The organism is Cohnella herbarum (genome assembly GCF_012849095.1).
In the GTDB taxonomy this organism is placed as follows: Bacteria; Bacillota; Bacilli; order Paenibacillales; family Paenibacillaceae; genus Cohnella; species Cohnella herbarum.
This window is the reverse complement of the sequence record NZ_CP051680.1, coordinates 1,838,201-1,854,917: the sequence shown is the minus strand read 5'-3', so window position 1 is coordinate 1,854,917 and position 16,717 is coordinate 1,838,201. Positions and strand designations below refer to the sequence as shown.

Annotated in this window: 11 protein-coding genes; 4 read left to right on the top strand and 7 right to left on the bottom strand. The window is 49.5% G+C overall.

The features are described from left to right. The first annotated feature begins 32 nt into the window (after positions 1 to 32). Positions 33 to 4,466, top strand: a complete 4,434-nt coding sequence (locus HH215_RS08150; protein ID WP_169279444.1) for a DEAD/DEAH box helicase — start codon at positions 33 to 35, stop codon at positions 4,464 to 4,466. A gap of 94 nt (positions 4,467 to 4,560) precedes the next feature. Continuing rightward, the gene (locus tag HH215_RS08145) at positions 4,561 to 4,914 is read left to right on the top strand and encodes a PH domain-containing protein (protein WP_169279443.1); all 354 of its coding nucleotides are present in this window, start codon (positions 4,561 to 4,563) and stop codon (positions 4,912 to 4,914) included. Between the two features lie 486 nt (positions 4,915 to 5,400). On the opposite strand, the gene HH215_RS08140 is transcribed toward HH215_RS08145, so the two are convergent. From HH215_RS08140 to HH215_RS08125, 4 genes are all read right to left on the bottom strand, one after another. Further along, positions 5,401 to 6,045, bottom strand: coding sequence for a metal-dependent hydrolase (locus HH215_RS08140; RefSeq protein WP_169279442.1), 645 nt, complete (start codon positions 6,043 to 6,045; stop codon positions 5,401 to 5,403). Between the two features lie 171 nt (positions 6,046 to 6,216). Next, a complete protein-coding gene (locus HH215_RS08135) occupies positions 6,217 to 7,362 on the bottom strand; it encodes a Ger(x)C family spore germination protein (protein WP_169279441.1) in 1,146 nt (381 codons plus the stop codon). Continuing rightward, entirely contained in the window at positions 7,359 to 8,840 is a 1,482-nt protein-coding gene (locus tag HH215_RS08130; protein ID WP_169279440.1) for a spore germination protein, read from the bottom strand. The genes HH215_RS08135 and HH215_RS08130 overlap by 4 nt, the downstream gene beginning before the upstream one ends. After that, entirely contained in the window at positions 8,837 to 9,931 is a 1,095-nt protein-coding gene (locus HH215_RS08125) for an endospore germination permease (protein WP_169279439.1), read from the bottom strand. The genes HH215_RS08130 and HH215_RS08125 overlap by 4 nt, the downstream gene beginning before the upstream one ends. A 271-nt stretch (positions 9,932 to 10,202) precedes the next feature. Here HH215_RS08125 and HH215_RS08120 point away from each other — a divergent pair, with 271 nt between their 5' ends. Beyond that, the gene (locus HH215_RS08120; RefSeq protein WP_169279438.1) at positions 10,203 to 11,252 is read left to right on the top strand and encodes a glucosaminidase domain-containing protein; all 1,050 of its coding nucleotides are present in this window, start codon (positions 10,203 to 10,205) and stop codon (positions 11,250 to 11,252) included. Here HH215_RS08120 and HH215_RS08115 read toward each other — a convergent pair. The 3 genes from HH215_RS08115 to desA all read right to left on the bottom strand — a co-directional run bounded on the left by HH215_RS08115 (position 11,245) and on the right by desA (position 14,139). Beyond that, entirely contained in the window at positions 11,245 to 11,850 is a 606-nt protein-coding gene (locus HH215_RS08115; RefSeq protein ID WP_169279437.1) for a response regulator transcription factor, read from the bottom strand. The genes HH215_RS08120 and HH215_RS08115 overlap by 8 nt on opposite strands. After that, entirely contained in the window at positions 11,847 to 12,992 is a 1,146-nt protein-coding gene (locus HH215_RS08110; protein ID WP_169279436.1) for a sensor histidine kinase, read from the bottom strand. Before HH215_RS08110 ends, HH215_RS08115 begins: the two co-directional genes overlap by 4 nt. Before the next feature lie 91 nt (positions 12,993 to 13,083). Next, on the bottom strand, positions 13,084 to 14,139 hold the full coding sequence (desA, locus tag HH215_RS08105) for a Delta(5) desaturase DesA (protein ID WP_169279435.1): 1,056 nt from the start codon (positions 14,137 to 14,139) through the stop codon (positions 13,084 to 13,086). Positions 14,140 to 14,364: 225 nt separating this feature from the next. Here desA and HH215_RS08100 point away from each other — a divergent pair, with 225 nt between their 5' ends. Then, on the top strand, positions 14,365 to 16,638 hold the full coding sequence (locus HH215_RS08100; RefSeq protein WP_254450412.1) for an ATP-binding protein: 2,274 nt from the start codon (positions 14,365 to 14,367) through the stop codon (positions 16,636 to 16,638). The last annotated feature ends 79 nt before the right edge of the window (positions 16,639 to 16,717 follow it).

Below are 16,717 nucleotides of genomic sequence, written 5' to 3'. Positions count from 1 at the left end.
TAGATTCTTTTGAGTTGGAGGCGATGGGTCTGATGGATTCGAAGTTGAGCTTGCCGTTTCATCCCGTAATATCCGCTTGGTTCTCCTCGTCTTTCGGGGATCCGACGGACGTGCAACGCCAAGCTTGGCAGGCGATCGGCGAAGGGAATCACACGTTAATCGCCGCGCCGACGGGATCGGGGAAAACATTAGCCGCATTGCTTCCCTGCTTGGACAAGCTTGCTCGATCACGCGGACGTACGAGGGAAGCAGGCGTACGAATCGTCTATCTATCGCCTTTGAAAGCGTTGAATAACGATATTCATCACCATGTCCTTCAATTCGTAGAGCAGTTGGAAGGCGTTGCTGCCATTAACGGCGATTCGGACTGGAGCGGCATCCGTTGCGAAGTGAGAACGGGCGATACGAGCCAGAGCAAACGCGCTTCGATGTTGCGTAATCCTCCCGACGTGCTCGTGACGACTCCGGAATCTCTCTACTTATTGCTAACTTCCGAGAAAGGCCGAGGAATCTTGAGAACCGTCGAGCAAATCATCGTCGACGAGATTCACGATCTAGCGGCCGATAAACGCGGTTCGCATTTATCGTTAACGATGGAGAGATTGTCTCGAAGATGCGCTAAGCCGCTTCAACGCATCGGAGTGTCGGCGACCCAGAAGCCGCTAGAGAGAGTGGCTACATTCCTCGGAGGCTGGGAGCAAGCAGCAGGTATCGGAAAGATCGCGGATGGCGATGATATGCGTCCTCGTCCGGTCACGATCGTAGAAAGTACGATGAGCAAGCACATGGACGTACGGATTACGATGCCGGATCAAAGCAAACCCGCCGCGACGAGAGAAGCGGTATGGCTGCCGCTCCTCGACCGAATTATTCAGGCTATGGAAGGAAGCCGCTCCGTTTTGTTATTCGTCAACAGCCGTCGTCTGTGCGAACGGCTTTGCTTGCGGCTTAACGACCACGTCGGTTACGAGATGGCCCGCTCTCACCATGGCAGCATCTCCCGCGAGCGTCGTCTTGAAGTGGAAAGCTTGCTGAAGGAAGGGAGCCTAAGGTGCATCGTGGCGACCTCCTCGTTGGAACTCGGCATTGACGTGGGGCACATCGACCTGGTCATACAATTAGACTCCCCGCAAGAAGCCGCCCGCGGCATTCAGCGGATAGGCCGTGCCGGCCATGCGGTAGGAGAATCGAGCCGCGGGTTGCTGCTGGCCAGGCAGAAAGCCGTATTGCCGGAGCTTGCCGTGTTATGCAGGCAAATCGCTCGCCGCGAGATCGAAGAAATTCGTATCCCGCGAAACCCGATGGACGTCTTGTCGCAACATATCGTGTCCATGGTCGCCATGGAGGATTGGGAGCTCGGCGAGCTCTATCGCTTGATCCTGCACAGCGATAGTTATCATACGTTTCCCAAGGATCGATTGGAAAGCATGCTGCAGGTTCTGTCCGGTTTCTATCCGTTCGCAAGACCTTTGCTTACTTGGGATCACGATAGCAATGTCTTATCGAAGAGAAGCAATACCGCCATGGCGTCGATTACCGGAGTCGGTACCATCCCCCAGAGCGGCAATTATCCCGTTCATCACTTGGATAGCCGTGCTCATCTTGGCGAACTGGACGAAGAATTCGTGCAAGAGAGTCGCGTGGGGGACGTCTTTCAACTAGGGACGAGCTCGTGGATGATCCGGGATATTCGCAATGACCGGGTATACGTCTCCGAAGCGGGCAACAGGTTCAGCGAAATTCCGTTCTGGCGCAACGAAGCAGGCAGTCGTCCTTATGTGTTGGGCGAGAAGATCGGAGCTTTCCTGCGGGAAATATCAGAGCGTCTCGAGCTTGAAAAGGATGAGGAAACCGTCCCGTCGGATAGCCGTTCGGCAATGGAAGATCGGGTAGTCGAGTGGCTTAACCGGCATTATGGCATGGATCGTACTTCCGCAGAGGAGTTGATCTCTCTCGTACGATCCCAGTTCAAGTCGTGCGCGATCCCGACGGATAAGCAAATCGTCGTCGAACATTATCGCGACGTGGTGAACCAAACGCATGTCATTATCCATAATCAATGCGGGAGAACCGTTAATCGCGCTTGGTTGCTTGCGATCGAAAGGCAATTCGAACAAACTTTGCCTTACAAGCTGTATGGGAATGCCAAGGACAACGGCATCGAATTCGTACTCCCGGAGTGGGACTCCTCTTGGCTGCAAGCGTTGAACCAAGTGACCCCCGCGAACCTTGAGACTTTGCTGGTCGAAGCGATCACGGGGTCGCCTTTGCTCGGAATCGCGTTTCGAAGAATAGCCGAGAACTCGCTCCTCCTATCGAGAAGCTTCACGAGGACTCCTCTGTGGCAGAAAAGGCTTCGCAGCGAGGAGCTTCTGCGCGGGGCGATGCCTTATGCGGAGCAATTTCCCTATTTGCGGGAAGCGATGTCGGAATGCTTGCACGATTATTTGGGTTATGACGAGTTAAAATCCGTACTTGAAGCTCTTGTTTCGGGGCAAACGTCGATCATCGTCAGAGAAACGCCTTTTCCGTCGCCTTTCGCGTCGCAATTTATCGCGGATTACGTCAATATGAGAATCTACGAAGGAGACGGCTTGGACGAGGCGACACGGCTTCAACTGTTGAATGTGAGCAAGGAATTGGCCAGTCAGTTATTCGAGGGGAACGGTGCCGGAGAGGCGATTAACCGCGAGGTCATCGAAGAGGAAAATCGGCGAATAAATTCGCAGGATCACCCTCCGACCGATGCGAACGAGCTGTGGACCCTGCTGAAGAGCAGGGGGGATTTGACCGCCATGGAGATTGCCAAAGTTGCCGGCGAGCCTTCATTGGCTTGGCTCCAGTCGCTACATGAGCAAGGGCGAGTCACTAACGTGGATATGACGGGTGATGGGGAGTATCGCTGGATTCCATCCGATGAACGCGATGTGTATGCCAGCTTTCCGGAAACGACGCCCTCGGTTATTTTCGTGCTCGGAAGATATGCCGATCATGTCATCTCGTTCACGGAAGCCGATCTTTGCGAGAGATATCCGGCATTAACGCTACGGACCGCGAAGGATGCCGTGGAGCAATTGCTGGAACAGGGATTGATTGAAAGGGCGCCTCACGCCGCCGACGAAGAGGAGCGGTTATGGTCAAGCGCGAAGGTCGCTTCGCGTCTCGTGCGCTTATCGATCCGGCATGCCCGCGACCGGGCGGAGCCGGTAGAACCTGCGCGATGGTGCAGTCAAATCGCTTTCATGCAGCATGCGCTGCAAGGCACGCAATTGCAAGGAAGCGAGGGCCTGCTTGCCGTTATTGATCGGCTTCAAGGCTTATATCTCCCATTGTCCCATTGGGAGACGATTATCTTTCCTTCGCGGCTGTCTCCTTATCGGAAGGAGCATCTGGATCAATTATGCGCCTCAGGGGAGGTGCTCTGGCTGGGGCGTAAAGACGAGGGGGATAAGGAAGGGAAAGTAGCCTTCTTCCTTACGCGATCCAAGTCCTTATTCACGCCTTACTTAGCGGATTTGGTGGATGGGTCTCCGACCAAACATCCCGAGCTCCTTAAGCTATTGGCGAGTGGCGGGGCCAGTTTCCTTACCCGACTTAGCAGGGAAGCAGGCAAGCCGCCTTCCGAATTGTTGACCGATTTGCTTGACTTGGTATGGGAAGGGCGTGTCTCGAACGACCAGTTCGCTCCGCTTCGTCTTCAGATTAACGCGAAGCAGGCGAATTGGGCGAAGACGGGCTCCGGATTAGGTCGTTGGTATGCGACGAGTACGTTACAAGAAAGCGATCAATCGGCGAATCGGCAAGAGACGCCCGAGAAGGAATCGCCGGTGCTGAACTGGACGCATCATTTGATCCAAGTGTATGGATTGATCAATAAGGATTTAGTGGCCAAGTCTGCTCCTTATTCCTGGGATACGTTCTATCCGGTACTGAAGAGACTGGAAGAATGGGGAGTTCTGACGAGGGGGACGTTTATCCGCGGAATGTCGACGTTGCAATTTACGACGAGGGAATTGAGCGATTCGGTTCGTCGCCCGCTGCCGATGCCGGAACGTCTTCCCGCGACACTACTCTCTTCAGCGGATCCGGCGAATCCGTTCGGGCTGCTCATCGATTGGCCGGAGCATGGCGGAGGAGCCTCGTATGCACGGAAACCGGGTAATTTCTTGGTTCTTCAGGATGATCAATGGATAATCTGGATCGAAAATAACGGAAAACGAGCTTATAGCCAAGCGAATAGGGGACTCTCGGAGAAATCGGAATCCGGTCTTGATGATCGATCGATTGAACATCAAGCTTCGCTTCTTCTGTCGGCGTTCCAATCGATTATTCGCAGGCGGAAACTCGTCAAGATCAAAGTCGACTTCTGGAACGGCGAACCGATTACCGAATCGGAGATCGGCAATGAATTGATGAAGCTAGGAGCCGAAAGGGATCTTCGATCGCTTGTATTCTGGTCTAGTTAGCAGTCGGAGGTCCCGGATCCTAATTTGTGAAGCCAAGGATGGATTCCTGGTGTACAATAGCTATAGATAATATCCATTATAGGGAGATGTTGAGATGTTGAACGAGGATGTGTTATGGCAGGGCAAACCTTTCAACTATGGAATCCCAAGTTTTACCCGTTATCAAATTACGGAACGAAGAGTCATTGTGGAAAGAGGCATTTTCACCAAAAGACGCGAAGAAATCCAATTGTATCGCGTGCGGGATATTAACTTGAAGAGGAATTTGATCGAGAGAATGCTCAAGTTCGGGGACATTACGATTTTCTCCACCGATACGACTTCACCGACTTATATTCTTAGAAATATAAGAGACAGCGTTAGAGTGTCGGACCTTCTCGGTCAGGCAGCCGAAAATGCTAGACTCAAATACAGAGCTCAAGAGCTTACCGAAGTTCAAGTTCAATAACGCCCGATTTGGGGCTCCTGAGTGAACTGCACATATCGAATGAGTCGCATGTGCAATCATGTCCGATCAGGAGCTCCTGAGTAAACTGCATATATCTTCGCTTGCTCAAATATGTCCGATTAGGGGTCCCTGAGTAATCTGCACATATCGTATATATCCCTCACAAAAGCGTTGGTTGAATTAACTCTCGAGTTCCTCACCGGTAAATTGGAAACCGTTGCGGAACTGGAGTTAATATGTGCTGACCTGGAGTTTATGTGCACATAGCTCAGGAGAAGGTAAAGCGATAGTAGTCGAGTTCCAATTATATGAAAAATTGACCCTAGAAGCTCGAGAGTCAATATGTGCACATTGCTCAGGTAAAGCCAAAAGGCAAGTGAACGACTGATTCCCAATTACTGAGCGCGTAAGAACTATGCTGTAGCTACTCGGAGTACATATGTGCACATAGCTCAGGGGATGCCCAGGCAAGCATTAGAAGCATTGTTACAGATGAAGCTTAATCGATTTCTTATAGATCGGATACAGCCATTTTACGCCATTAGGCGTTAAGGTGTCCGCGATCAGGTGAGAAGCATATCCCGCGACCGCAACGACCGTTATTCCATCGATCCCAAGCTGTTGCTCAAGCCCCCGGCCGATCGCTCCCCATAGTACCAAAGCCCATATCGTATGCGTCATTCCCCGATGTTTTAACCAAGGAACCCAAGCCACGAATAAACCGAAGCCCATCAACCAATTCTGCTGAGTATCCCATCCGGCATAGAGCAGCGCGCAGCCGATCGCGCTTACGAGAGCATTACGGATCGTGCCTTCTTTGGTGATCAGTCCGAGGATAAACATCGCAACGGAGATGGTGCTGAAGATGGGATAGAGCGTATCCCGAACAAAATACAGGTAGGCAAATACGGCAACGAAGCCAATCCCCGTCCATAGAGCTAGGTTGCGCAGCAATTTGGACAGCTTGCCGAGTTTACCGCTTAATAGGCTAGGGCCATCCAAATCCGCGCTTAACGCCGAGAAGCCGGCAATGCAAACGTACATCGCCGCATGATCGAATTGGAATGGGTAAATCAGGCAGGCCGCCGCCCCAATGGCGCCTCCAATGGCTAGATGAGTCGTCCCTTTCATAGTTCCCCCCGCTGACTGTACTTGGTGCAAGATGTTTATGCTGCATGAATACTAGATATGCAAACATATGTTTGCTTGGCTAAGTAATTATACAGGCAGACCGGGGGGATTAACATCCTACTAGCAGACTATTATAGAGCGATAACCGTGTTCACGGCGATTTATTTCGTCCTACTTCGTTCTGCCCTTATATTTTCCCGTGTTCCTTAAGTCGACTTTGACGATAATCTTCCTAAGGCATTCATGGTCAAGTAAGAACGCTTGGGACTTGTGAAGCCTATGCCATTCTTTGGGACGATTTCGATAGAGCGTCTCCTCCAGCATGAGGACATCGACCTGCTTCTTTAATCCGTTATGGAAGCTTTCCCTGATTTCGTCGCTTATGACTTCACTTGCTTGTTGTTCAAGGTAATCGATGGAGACGTCCTTCATTAATTCATCAAGCGTGGCATCGATTTTTAAGCTGACGTCATACCATACTTTCCCGTCTACGACATCGATATCCACCTTATAATGCGGATTGATCATAACCATCGTGGCGATCGCTTTTCCTTCGGCAGGGATTCTGATCAAGGATCTCTTTAGCTCTTTTTGCGACCAACGGGTACCCGCCAATTCATCTTCAGAGAGCCAGGCCGCCATTTTATCCTGATTAAAGAAATACGCCCCGTTGATCTTAAGCAAGGATTTCGAATTTTTGTCCTCGCGCCAGGTTCCCTTGTTAATCGTGAGGGAGGGTAACATTCCAGGCTCGCCAGGCTCGTTGATTTGCGCAATGACTTGGTTGCCGGTCTTAGGTACGATAAACGAACGCTGGGCATAGATTTGCTCGGGAGAAAACATGAGCGTATCCAATGGCGATAAGTTAAAAATGGATTTCTGGATGAAGATGTCGCTGAGCTTTTCTTTGGTACCGAAAATAAGAATGTTATACCGAACATCTCCGAACCGATTCATTGCGTTATAGGCATCTCTCACGCCTCTCTTTAACACGTTCTCCGTGCACACGATCGTTTTGACATGCCCCCAGAAGATGCGCATCTGAGACGTGGCGTAAATAGACGATAACGATTCGGATATCGTCGAGCCCTCACCTTTACCTACCCATATCGGGACGGATTTGCCGACTTCAAGCGTTTCGGATCTGCCGATATTGGTGAAGTTCAATACTTGTACATAGGTAATGTATTTACCATCCACGAAATCCAACCCGATCGCGGTAACATAGTCCATGTTCTGAATATCTTTGGAATTCCAACAGCCCGTTAACGGAAACAGAAAGATCAGCGCGCTACCCAGAAGCAAAAGCCGTTTCATGGACCTTGATCCTCTTGGTGATCAGGGTCGATCGGCTCCATAGCGATTGGCCTGGTTCTGATCTTGGCGAAGGGGAGCCTAAGGTAGGATACGGCAACATCTTTAATATGGAGCGGAGATATGGGAGTAAGGTAAGGCACGCCGAAGGATTGCAGTCTAGACATATAAGCAACGAGAAGGATAAGACTGAGAATTAAACCGTACATCCCGAGAAACGCCGCAACGAGAAACGTGACCAGCCTAACGAGACTGACGACGGTACTTAGACTTTGGTTGACTAACGTAACGGAAGTTACCGCCGTAATGGCGCCCACTACGACGACGGAAGGCGATACGAGGCCGGCGCGGATCGATGCGTCGCCGATAATCAGACCTCCGACGACGGTTAGCGTCTGTCCGATGTTGCTGGGCAGGCGAACGCCGGCTTCCCGAAAGATCTCGATCAACATAAGCAGGATAAACATCTCCATCTGCGCGGACAGAGGAAGTCCGAGCCGCGCTCCTGCGATCGTAGCCATCATTCGGAAAGGAATTTGATCTTGATGAAACGCCGTAAGCGATACCCAAAAGCCAGGCAGCACGATAGACAGAAAGAGGCTTACTAGCCTAATAATGCGTGCGAAGGAAATATAGGTGTAGTTAAAATGAATATCCTCGGGCGATTTCATAATGAGCGATAAGCCGGCTGGACCAATAAGGACCATCGGAATACCGTCTACGATCAAGATAAACCTTCCCGCAAGCAGGCTGTTCACGACATAGTCGGGGCGTCCGGTCACGGCGAACGTGGGGAAGATCGTGAATTTAGAATCGGATAACATTTCTTCGAGCTGGTTGATGCTGTAGATCCCATCGACGTCGATCTTGCTTATTCTTACGCGGACTTCTTTTAAGATTTTGGGAGATAGAATGTCTTGAAAATATAACAGGCCGATCTTCGTCTTCGTTCTCCTGCCCAGAGTAAACGTTTCATAATTCAGGCTGGTGCTGCGGATTCGTTTGCGAATGAGCGCGACGTTAATGACGAGATCTTCCGTAAAGCCATCCTTAGGTCCTTTGATCGAAATTTCCGTATTGGATTCCTCTGGCATCCGTTGCGGCCGATTGCAAATATTCATTTTGTACATTCGTTCGCTTGCCTTGAAAAACAAAATGAGATCGCCTTGAAAGAGATACTCAATAAGAGTATCCGCGGATTCCTCTTCTTTAATATAAATAAGAGGCAACGTTCCCGTGATTTCTCCGGATAGTAAGTCGGAGAACTGAGCTTTCTTAATCAGCTTTTCTAATTCCGGGAGGACGATTTGCGCGATTTGAACGGAGTCGCACAGTCCTTCAGAGAATATTAGCATCACTTCGGAATTCGGTTGGTCGTCAAGCTTGCAGCTTTGAATTTGCACATCCGCCGAATGGACGAAGAGCTCGCGGAGTTTAACTTCGTCCCATTTCTCTGATGCCGATTGCGGTCGTGTCGTCATGTTTTTCCTCCTTTGGCTTGTTTGGCGAACGCGGACACCGATACCCATGCGATCGAAACCGCCAATAAGACGACCAGCGATATCGGGAAATAGAAGCGATACATCCATAGGTAGAAGGTGTATTCATTGATCGGGACGACGGACAACACGATGTAACTCAAGGCGATGAGCATGATGTAACTGTTTTTCGTGTGGGAATTGCGCAACGGCAAGAGGTCGATCACCAAGAATATGGACAAGCTGATTCGCACGCAAGCCCCGGCAAGCCACTGATAGACGGAGAAGAAATCGACATGCTCGACGTAGGATCCGAGCCTGACCAACCTCCATTGCTCGAAAGGGGACACCATTTGTTTGGCTGCTTCGAGTGGTCCGAATTCCGTGATCGCCCCGAACAACGGTCCAACCATAATGTAGACCATGATTGATGAGTAGATGAGTAGATGTAGCGGACGAACCTTGGCATTTATGTGATGCTGCAAGGCGATGAGTACAATGATTTCAACGAAACCTCCGCCTGCATAGATCATCCCGTTGATCACGGGGGATATTCCGAATTCCAAGTACGGCTTGAGCATATTGAAGTTTTTTTCCGGATAATTGGACACGCCGGCAAATATGCCGAGCAGGATGACGAACGGGAGCAAGATCCCGGACATCACGGCGATAACCCGAATTCCCCAATGCGCGAACGTTGCGCAGAGCACCGTTAGCACGATCGACAGTACGATCTTCGGAGTCGAAGGGAGATAGTTGGTGACCGTCCAAGCCGATGTATGTACGATCGTCATCGCTCCGATTAAATAAAGTTGAATAATCAGAGGAATAGTAAGAATCCATGCCACGATCGGATGGGTTTGTTTGGCTAACCACGGACGAAGTTCGCTTTGCCCGGAACGTTTCATGAAGACGCTAAGAAACAGGCACCAGGGAACGAACAACACCCCGGCCGCGATAACGGATATCCAAGAATCCCGGCCGGCTGCATCCAGAAGCATCGGATTAACGATGACATGATTCGTAAGTCCGTTCATCAACATGAGTATCATGCATGCTTGCAAGAAGCTGATTTTACTGTTGACTGCTGACAATTCTATATCCCCTAGCTAGCTGGTAAAGTTTGCAACAACTGTTACTATGCACGATCAAATGGCTTTTTATGTAACGGATATAAGGGCTCAAAACCTCCTAAAACCTCTTAAGATGACAATTATGAGAAAATATTAATTTACTGCGTCCGGGATCGACATTTTTTCTTTATTTATTCACTTAAAGAATGACAAGCTTTTCATCCGCATATATGTACAATCTAACCTATATTGCTGCGAGTAGCCTTCACCATTTCACGAAAGAGGTGTTGTCATGCGTAGGAAGCTAATGAGCCGTGTGATGATTTATGCGTTAGGATTAGCTCTGCTGTTAACTTTAGGAATGAGATTTCAACAGTTGAATAACGATCAGAAGCCCGTTTCCCCTGCTCCGATACTTTTGTCGCAACCATCCGTTAAGCCGGTCGATACAATTATCGATACAACTAGCGCAACCGTACCGCTGAGCACGATAACCGATTCGGCATCGATCCGATCAAAGAATGAACCGATCCAAGACATAGCCAAGAGTCCGGATAGCGAAGTGCGTATCTCGGCCCTCGTAAGTTCATCGATTCGTACATACGAAGTTACGGCGTATTATCTTAACGTACGGGCGAATGCCTATCCGAAATCGAAAATCATCGATATCGTCAAGAAGGGGACGAAGCTTGCCGTTTCGAGAACGACGGATAACGGTTGGCTGAGAATTAACGGCGGAGGGTATGTACATGGCGACTATGCCAAGTTGGTGGATGAGGGGATAATTAAAAGCGGAGAAGAGACGAGGGAAGCAGATGGATTGAAGGAACCTAATGAACTGAAGGAATCCGACGAAGCGAGTGATGACATACAAGCTATAGAGGAAGATTCCGAGGTCGTGAAGCCGTCGTCGACGGTAGGAACGGAATCGGGGCTTACGGAAGAAGATATCTCCGTTATTTTTAACGGGACGGCTCTAGAGGGGCATGGACTGGAGCAGACGATTCTCGAGGTCGAAGAGGAGTATGGCATTAACGCTTTGTTTACGATCGCGGTTATGAAGCTGGAGAGCGGTAACGGGAGCAGTAGATTGGCTAAGAACAAGAACAATCTGTTCGGTCTTAACGCGTCAGGCAAAGATGCGCATAAGAGAGCGTTCAGCTTCGAGACGAAAGGGGACAGCGTACGAAAATTCGGTCAGTTGCTCTCCAAAAATTACGTGGGTAAAGGGTACACGACGATCGAGAAGATTGCGACGAAATATTGTCCGGCGAATTCCAAGTGGTCGGGGCTCGTTAAAAATATTATGACTAAGGACTACAAGAAGCTGAACGTTATTTGAACCAGCCCTTTTCGTTGAATCGCTTGATCGCTTCTACGCGATTGCTTACGTTGAGCTTGTCTAAGATGATGGAGATGTAATTCCGTATCGTACCGGTCGTAAGGTAGAGCTCCGTGGCGATTTCTTTCGTGTTCTTGCCATCGGCGATCAATTCGAGCACTTCCTTCTCCCGATCCGTTAACGGATTATCGTTATCTCCGCCGTAGGCCTCGTCAACGAGTTCCGCGGCGTAGATCCGTTTGCCCGCCAATACGCTTCGGATCGTGCTAGCCAGCTCGTCGCTCGGGCTGTCTTTTAACAAATAACCACTTACTCCTGCCTTGATGGCGCGATCGAAGTAACCCGCGCGGGCGAAGGTCGTTAAGATAATGACCTTGCATGGCAATTCTTTAAGCTCTTCAGCCGCTTCAAGACCGGTTTTTCCCGGCATCTCGATATCCATAATACAGATGTCGGGTTCGTGGAGACGTACGAGTTCGATTGCTTTCGCGCCGTCCGAAGCTTTGCCGACGACGACCATGTCCTCTTCAAGATCGAGCAGAGAGCCGAGCGCGCCTAACAGCATGCGTTGATCCTCTGCGATAACGATACGAATCATGCATTGTCCTCCTTTTCCATGCGCCTTACGATTTGCGGAATTCTCGTAATGATCGTCGTTCCTTCTTTTAATGAAATTTCCAAAGTTCCGTTCACGAATTCCAACCGTTCTTTCATTCCTTGCAAGCCATGACCGTTCTTGAAGTTCAATTCGTTCGTCCGATTGTCGCCATTGTCGTGAACTTTCATAATGACCTCAGTCGGTGTTTGCTCCAGGGATAGGCAACAGGAAGTAGCTTCGCTATGCTTAACTACATTATTAACGGCTTCCTTCAAGCACATGCTCAATACGTTCTCCGAGAGGAGAGAGATGCCGGGCAATGTCGGATCTCCTTTAATCGTGAATTCGATCTGTGCCGCCTTTAGAATTTGCTTAATGCGCACGATCTCTTCTTCGAGCTTGGTTCCGCGCATTCTGGAGACGAGCAGCCTGACTTCATGCAACGCCGTTCTGGCCGTTTGTTGAACGTCTTTCATCTCGGCGCGAGCCTTATCCGGGTTCTTGGCGATGAGTTTATAGGCTAGATCGCTCTTGAGGCCGATCAGCGACAGCTTCTGGCCGAGCGTGTCGTGCAAATCGCGGGCGATACGTTGCCGTTCCTCCATCTTGACCAAATCGGCGATTCGAATATTCGCGTCTTTGAGTTGCTCTTGCAGTTCGCCGCGCTTGTTGCGGTTATAGCTGTTGAGCGGAAGAAGGATGATGCCGAGCAAACTAATCAAGATGAACGGGGTTTGCGTAATGAAAAATTTATCTTGCATAATGAAGCCTAGATTTACTGCAACGAAGCTGGTCACGATATGAACGGTGTATAAAGTAATAAACCCGGCTTTATTCTGAATGTTGCCGATGAAGAAGGCTAAGAAGAAAGCGAAATATGCATAGTTGAATAACAGCGTCATCGCGATGGAGATTGCGATCTGGATGCTTGTCCCTACGTAAACCGGCCAACCTTTAGCGTTCAAGGTCAGCCGATAACAGACGAAGAATAGGATGATCATGGTAATTCCGCTCACGATCTCGAGATCGGTCGAGGCGCGGAAGATGAAATAGAAAGGCAGTATGCAGAACATAAGCCATACATAAGGGCTTACGCCTGTCGTTTTCGGGAAAATTTGAATTTTCTTTAACTTCTTGTACATCGTTGACGCTCCTAATAACGGGTACGATCTGAGCTTAGTTTAACACAATCTCGAGCTTATGTTACCGTCTTGCTCGGGGACTAGGTCTAAGCTAGGCGACTTCTCCGCTAATCGGAGGCTCAGGCTTCTTAATCGTCGGTACAGCCCCGGATTTATCAAGGTTTTTGATCGCCTTAAAACTCACGAAGCGTTTATTATCCTCATCCCATAGCTTGAACTTCAGAGACCTGAAGCTCTCGGACAAAGTGATCGTCGTCGCATGTTGCAACGGAGGCACTGCTGTATGAGCTTCTTCCAGGTTATAGTTCGGGACTCTAGGGCTTAAATGGTGAACGTGGTGGAAGCCGATATTACCGGTCAGCCACTGAAGCACCTTCGGAAGCTTATAATACGAACTTCCTTCGACCGCCGCTTTCACGTAACTCCATTCCTCGTTGTGCTCGAAATAGGAGTCCTCGAATTGATGCTGCACGTAGAACAGCCAAATGCCCAATGCGCCGGAAATCCAGAAAATCGGAGCTTGAACGAGCAAGAAGTTTTGCCATCCCAGCGCCCACATCAATACGCCGTATAACGCGATAATGCCGATATTGGTGATCCAAGTATTTATTTTTTCCGCGCGTCTTGCGCCTTTTACGTTGAATCTGTATTCGACGAGGAAAATCGCTAGCGGTCCGATGCCGAACATGACGAGCGGGTTCCGGTAAATCCGGTAATACGTTCTTTTCCACCATGGAGCCGCAACGTATTCCTCGATCGTTAGCAACCACATGTCGCCGATTCCGCGTTTATCCAGATTACTGCTCGTTGAATGATGAATGGAATGGCTATGCTTCCACTGCTGATAAGGGAAAAGGGTTAGAATTCCCGTAATGGTACCCATCACTTCGTTGGCTTTGCGGCTCTTGAAGAAGGATTGGTGGCAGCAATCGTGAAAAATGATAAAGGTGCGAATGACGAATCCCGCAGCGAGAATGATGAACGGTAACGCGAGCCAGTAGGAAACGGATAAGCTTAGGTAAGCGGCGGCCCACAGCAGGAAAAAGGGCGGCAAAGTGTTCAGGAGCTGTTTAACGCTTGATTTCGTATTTGATTTTTCATAAGGAGCGACGCCTTTTTTCAATTGTGCATGGTTCGGATTAGTCATAGTTACCTCCTTATGATCTGGACAGTATTGGCATGTGGTTAGTTAGGTTGCGCGACTGTATCTCTATTGTACGTAAGGATGGCGATGGACGTTAGTCATAAGTGTCAGTAACCTCATATGACAAATGTCATGTGTTCGCGTGGTTGTGGCGAAAAATAAAGGAATTTGTCGAATCATGTCAAATAAGTAGAGAGCACCTGAGATAAATTTCGGAGGGTCAGTGACGTGTCCATTAAAGCCAAGTTATCGCTGCTGATTTCGATCATCGTGACGATCACCCTCACGTTGAACATATCGATTTTCTATTTTTCCTCCAAGAACGAACTAGAAACCAACATCAGGCAAGAAATGTATACGATCGCCAAGCAAGTCGGGACGAGCCTTGACGCAGCGGAGAAAACCAAGAGATTCATGGAAGATACGATCGGAGAGAAGCTGCGCGCGGTCGCCGTCGCTGCCAAGAGCGAATTGGATCCCTCTATCGCTAACGTTACCAACGAGCAATTAGCAGGTCTTAGCCACAGACTCGGGGTCGATCATATTTCCCTGTGGAAGCGAACGGATGGCAATATTGTCGTTCTCAAGTCTTCTGAGCCGAAAGAACTTCTCATGTCCTCCAAGACATGGGACTATTGGAATACCGCTTTTAATCAATTGCTGGATGACCAAGAGGTTACGATCCCGGAAGGGCAGAAGCTTCTATATTATTGGTCCGGTCCTTATCAATACGCCTCGTCCGATCCGGAACGCGTTAACAAGTGGGGGTATTATTATGACGGATCGACTGACTATATTATTAATCCCTACATTAATGCGCAAGTATTTCTTGATTACGAGAACAAGATCGGAACGACGGCTCTTATTCGCCAATTGTTAGAGGATAATCCCGATATCTTGGAAATCACCGGGTTCGATCCGAAGTTCTTCGGAAAACCCCCTATCGTGAAAGTGAAGAAAGGCAAGCTCATCCATAACTTAGACGTTCGGGATATTCCGTTCGGCGAATATACATACCGGAATAAGAAAACCGACGTAGCAAACGTTCTACACGCTGCGGAGTCCGGCGAGATCGTAACGACGACGCTCTCGAGCGGCGGTAAAAACGTCATCAAAAGCTTTATCCCCTTAAGCAAGGAAACGCCGTACGTCATTAGCGTAAATTTCGATTACGGCGCGATTAAGGAAGCGTTGAATCGACAGTTGTTCTTACATACGGTAATTTCCGTCTGCTTGATCGTTGCTTCTTGGGGCGCCAGTTATTTGATATCGGGTTTACTCATACGGCCTCTTCATCACATTCTGCACAACGTCAACCAGATTTCCGCAGGGCATTTCGGTAGTAAAATCGCGGTTCGAAGTCAAGATGAACTTGGCTTGTTATCATCCCGGGTCAATACGATGGCGGATAATCTGCAAACTTACATGGGAAGACTGCGAGACTCCGCGGAAGAGCTGAGAAGCACGAAGGAATATTTGGAATCCTTCGTAAACCATACATCGGATGCGATCCACGTCATCGACATGCAGGGCAACATAACGCAGGTTAACAACGCGTTCGAATCGATGTACGGATGGTGCAGAGAAGAAGTCATCGACCGAATTCTTCCTCATATTCCGGCGGAGCTGCAGGAAGAGTACGAGGATATACGCTTGCGAGTCGGGCGCGGCGAATCCTTCGCGGATTACGAGACCGTGCGCCGCAGGAAGGATGGCAAACCTATCGACGTTAGCATTACGGTATCCCCGATCCGCGACGAGGGCGACCGTATCGTGGCCGTTGCGGAAATCTCGCGGAACATTACCGCCCGCAAGCAGACGGAAGAGGTCATCCGCCGTTCCGAGAAGCTGTCCGTCATCGGACAGCTCGCAGCCGGAGTAGCTCACGAAATCCGCAATCCGTTGACGACATTGCGAGGGTTCGTTCAATTGAATAAGCAACAGGGAAATTTATCCGGTGTTTACATGGATATTATGCTCTCCGAGCTGGATCGTATTAATTTTATCGTGAGCGAGTTTCTGGTGCTGGCAAAGCCGCAGGTCGGACATGTTCAATCCGTGGACATTCGAAGCTTATTGCACGATATGATCGCTTTAATGGATTCTCAAGCTAGCATGATCAACGTTGTTTTCGCTCCGCGACTCGATAAGGACGTTCCGATGATCGTCTGCGACGCGAATCAGATGAAACAGGTGTTCATTAACGTAATTAAGAACGGATTAGAAGCGATGCAGGGCAATGCGGGTACGATTACGGTCGAACTGGATTACGATGCAGACAATAAAGAGGTCGTCGCGCGTTTCATCGATCAAGGTCGGGGGATATCGGAGCAGGACTTAAAGAGGCTCGGCGAGCCGTTCTTCACGCGCAAACCGTCCGGTAACGGGCTGGGACTGATGGTTACCCAGCGGATCATCGCCAACCATAAGGGCACGGTGAGTTTCAGAAGCAAGCTGGGAGAAGGAACTTGCGTTGAAATTCGATTACCGGCCCAACAGTAAAGCAGATCATGCTCATTTCCCGGGAAGCCGCAATTTCCGATAAATTTCGCTTAACAAGATATGGAATCCGCGTTATTGT